Below are 3,839 nucleotides of genomic sequence, written 5' to 3' on the forward strand. Positions count from 1 at the left end.
AATCATAATAAAACGGATCGCCGTTTTCCTTTTTTTATGCCCTTTGTTATTAGAATTCTTAATCATGACAATCAATATTATATATTTTACTTAATGGCAAACTTTCGGTAAAGTTCAAATTGAACCTATATATATAATTCCTATCGAATTAATCTATGTTTATATTCCTTGTGAGGTGGATATCGTTGCAACTTCATGTATTGAACAGTCCGTTTAGTCAGGAACAGGCAGATTTACTCAATCAGCTGCTTCCGACTTTAACAGATCAGCAAAAAATTTGGCTTACTGGTTATTTATCAGCACAGGTAGCTCTTGCCGGCTCAGAAGCTGTCATAGAGGCTCCTTCTGCCGCGGCATCTGCTCAGCCTGTGAAAAAAGATGTGACCGTGCTTTACGGATCGCAAACAGGCAATTCCGAAGGGTTGGCGAAAAAGACAGCGCAGCATCTTGAAGAGAAAGGCTTTCAAGTGACGCTTTCTTCTATGTCCGATTTTAAACCGAATAATCTGAAAAAAATAAACAATTTACTGATTATCGTCAGCACACATGGCGAGGGAGATCCGCCTGATAACGCCCTTTCGTTCCATGAATATATCCACGGCCGACGTGCACCAAAGCTTGATCATTTAAGCTTTTCTGTCCTTTCATTAGGTGACAGTTCATATGAATTCTTCTGTCAGACGGGGAAAGAATTTGACGAGCGCCTAAAAGAGCTTGGCGGAACGCGCCTTTTTGACCGGGTAGACTGTGATCTTGATTATGATGAGCCGTTTTCTGAATGGCTTCAAGGTGTGACTTCTTCTCTAAGTGAAGGTGAAGCTGTATCATCACCACAAGAAGCAGCGGGAGCAGCCAGTCAAACCGTTTCAGAATATTCTAGAACGAATCCTTTTTATGCTGAAGTCCTTGAAAATATCAACCTAAATGGCCGAGGCTCTAACAAAGAAACCCGTCATTTAGAGCTTTCTCTTGAAGGATCAGGCCTTGTTTATGAGCCAGGTGACAGTCTTGGGATTTACCCAACAAATGATCCTGCGCTTGTGGATGAACTGATCAAGACATGCGGATGGAATCCAGAGGAGGTCGTAACCGTTCATAAAAACGGTGATACTCTTCCTTTAAAAGAAGCCCTCACCTCGCATTTTGAGATTACAGTTTTAACAAAGCCTCTTCTTCAAAAACTCGCTTCATTGACGAAAAGTGAAGCCTTGCATGCCCTTTTAGAAGAAGGAAATGGAGAAAAGCTCAAAGAGTATATAGAAGGACGAGACTTATTAGATGCGGCTCGTGATTTTGGTCCTTTTGAAGGAACAGCAGCCGATTTTACGTCTATTTTAAGAAAAATTCCTGCACGCCTTTATTCGATTGCTAGCAGTCTAAAAGCAAATGAGGATGAGGTTCATTTGACGATAGGTGCAGTCAGATATGATGCACACGGGAGAGAACGTCAAGGTGTCTGCTCGATTTTATGTGCCGAACGCTTGCAGCCAGGTGATACGATACCTGTTTATATTCAGCACAACCAAAACTTTAAACTTCCTCAAGATCCTGATGCTCCGATCATTATGGTGGGACCAGGCACAGGCATCGCCCCTTTCCGTTCATTTATGCAGGAACGCGAGGAAATCGGCGCAAACGGAAAATCTTGGTTATTCTTCGGTGATCAGCACTTTGTGACGGATTTCTTATACCAAACAGAATGGCAAAAGTGGTTAAAAGATGGCGTCTTAACGAAGATGGATGTGGCTTTCTCAAGAGATTCAGAGGAAAAAGTATATGTCCAGCACCAAATGAAGAAACACAGTAAAGAATTATTCGAATGGCTTGAGCAAGGTGCTTATGTGTATATTTGCGGAGATGAAAAGCATATGGCACATGATGTCCACAATACCCTTCTATCGATCATTCAAGAAGAAGGTGCAATGAGCAAAGAGAAAGCAGAAAGCTATCTTGCCAACTTACAGCAGCAAAAACGCTATCAGCGTGACGTATATTGATTTGATGCTTGAAAGAAAGGAGCTTTTACGACATGGTGAAGACAGCATTAACAGCGCCGGATGGACCTCCGAGCGACGTAGAGGAAATCAAAGAAAAAAGTGATTATTTACGGGGTACGTTAAAGGAAGTGATGCTTGATCCGATTTCAGCGGGAATTCCTGATGATGACAACCGCCTGATGAAGCACCACGGCAGCTATTTACAGGATGATCGTGACCTCAGAAATGAACGGCAAAAACAAAAGCTTGAGCCAGCCTATCAATTTATGCTGCGCGTGCGCCTGCCTGGCGGAATCGCTACATCCAAGCAGTGGCTTGTAATGGATGAGCTTGCTCACAAATACGGTAACGGAACGTTAAAGCTGACAACTCGTGAAACCTTTCAGCTGCACGGTATTTTAAAGTGGAACATGAAAAAGACCATTCAAGACATTCATTCTACTATGCTTGATACGATTGCTGCTTGCGGCGATGTGAACCGGAATGTCATGTGTACATCAAACCCCTATCAATCAGAAGTGCACCAGGATGTGTACGAGCTGGCGAAAAAATTAAGTGATGACCTGCTTCCGCAAACAAGAGCGTACCATGAAATTTGGCTTGATGAAGAAAAGGTAGCGTCAACGCCTGATACGGAAGTTGAGCCGATGTACGGTCCGCTTTATTTACCAAGAAAATTCAAGATTGGTGTGGCGGTCCCTCCTGCTAACGATATTGATGTCTTTTCACAGGATTTAGGTTTCATTGCGATCATCGAAAATGAGCAATTGGTCGGCTTTAATGTCGCAATTGGCGGCGGAATGGGTATGACTCACGGTGATACAGCAACCTACCCTCAGCTTGCAAAGGTGATCGGCTTTTGCACACCTGAGCAGGTTGTGGAGATTGCCAAACAAGTCATCACCATTCAGCGAGACTATGGAAACCGTTCCGTGCGAAAAAATGCCCGCTTTAAATATACAGTAGACCGCCTCGGCCTTGAGAATGTAAAAGAAGAGCTTGAGCGTCGCCTTGGGTTTACTCTTTTAGACGCACGGGATTATCATTTTGATCATAACGGTGACCGTTATGGCTGGGTGAAAGGCATTAATGGCAGATGGCATTATACGATGTTTGTAGAAGGCGGGCGCATCACAGATTATGATGATTATCCGCTGATGACAGGCATTCGTGAAATCGCCAAGGTTCATACAGGTGACTTCCGCTTAACCGCAAATCAGAACTTGATCATTGGAAATGTGACAACTCATAAAAAGAAACAGATTGAGAAGCTGATTCAGGAATTTGGTTTATCAGATGGCAAGCAGCATTCTGCCCTGCGCCGCAGTTCCATGGCTTGTGTGGCACTGCCAACGTGCGGCTTAGCGATGGCAGAAGCAGAACGCTACCTTCCGCGCTTGATTGATCGTATTGATGAGATTGTCGAAGAAAATGGATTAAGTGATAAAGAGATTACGATCCGAATGACTGGATGTCCAAATGGCTGTGCTCGTCATGCTTTAGGTGAGATTGGTTTTATCGGGAAATCACCTGGTAAATACAATATGTATCTTGGCGCTGCATTCGACGGCAGCAGGTTAAGTAAACTGTACCGTGAAAATGTGGGTGAGGAAGACATTTTAAAAGAACTTGGTTCTCTTCTTCCCCGCTACGCAAAAGAACGAGAAGAAAATGAACATTTCGGTGATTTTGTCATTCGGGCAGGAATTGTCAAAGAAACAACAGATGGAACGAATTTTCATGTTCAATAAAAAAGACAGGAGTCCTTCCTGTCTAAGATTGTTGACAAAGGGCTAAAATGATCTTTATTTTCGACCTTTCTATTATTTTTACAGTGATATG

Annotated in this window: 2 protein-coding genes; both read left to right on the forward strand. The window is 43.1% G+C overall.

The window, feature by feature from the left end; genetic code table 11:
- Positions 1-185 precede the first annotated feature (185 nt).
- Positions 186-1,997, forward strand: a complete 1,812-nt coding sequence (locus BA1_RS18045; protein WP_008362176.1) for an assimilatory sulfite reductase (NADPH) flavoprotein subunit — start codon at positions 186-188, stop codon at positions 1,995-1,997.
- 32 nt (positions 1,998-2,029) lie between these two features.
- The gene (gene cysI / locus BA1_RS18050; RefSeq protein ID WP_008362177.1) at positions 2,030-3,748 is read left to right on the forward strand and encodes an assimilatory sulfite reductase (NADPH) hemoprotein subunit; all 1,719 of its coding nucleotides are present in this window, start codon (positions 2,030-2,032) and stop codon (positions 3,746-3,748) included.
- Positions 3,749-3,839 lie beyond the last annotated feature (91 nt).

The sequence above is a fragment of the Bacillus xiamenensis genome (assembly GCF_000300535.1).
Lineage (GTDB): Bacteria > Bacillota > Bacilli > Bacillales > Bacillaceae > Bacillus > Bacillus xiamenensis.

Bases quoted from the DNA above. Each gene is read 5' to 3' on its own strand.
- cysI (WP_008362177.1), top strand. From the start codon at position 2,030: ATGGTGAAGACAGCATTAACAGCGCCGGATGGACCTCCGAGCGACGTA.